Below are 435 nucleotides of genomic sequence, written 5' to 3'. Positions count from 1 at the left end.
TTACAATATGGAAGCCCTGAATCATAGCATAATTGTGCCTTACGACTTCACGGAAGTGGCCATGAATGCTGTAGCCCATGCAGTGAACCTTTCTAAAAGATTAGATACGGGAATTACACTCTTGCATATCGCTAAAAAAGATACTGAAATCAACGAGCTTGAGCAACAGTTAACTGCCGAGGCTCAAAAAATTAACGAGACTTACAACGTCAAACCAGCTTGTTTGGTCAAGGAGGGTTCGATTTTTAAAACCATTAACCAGGTGGCCCATGAAGTGGAAGCTACTCTGATTGTGATGGGAACCCATGGAATGAAAGGGCTTCAGAAACTGACCGGCAGTTGGGCTTTAAAAGTAATTGTAGGCTCAAAAATCCCTTTTCTGGTTGTGCAAGAGCCGCCAAAGTCAGCGGAAGAAGAGATAAAGCTGGTTTTTCC

General features: G+C 43.0%; 1 protein-coding gene. It reads left to right on the top strand.

Annotated elements, in window-relative coordinates:
• Positions 1-61: 61 nt before the first annotated feature.
• Positions 62-435: universal stress protein (locus C6366_RS21170; RefSeq protein ID WP_199221615.1), on the top strand; the 374-nt coding region annotated here is incomplete at its 3' end.

This window comes from Desulfonatronum sp. SC1 (assembly GCF_003046795.1).
In the GTDB taxonomy this organism is placed as follows: Bacteria; Desulfobacterota; Desulfovibrionia; order Desulfovibrionales; family Desulfonatronaceae; genus Desulfonatronum.
Note: the sequence above shows the minus strand (reverse complement) of the source record. Positions and strands in the feature narration are given on the sequence as shown.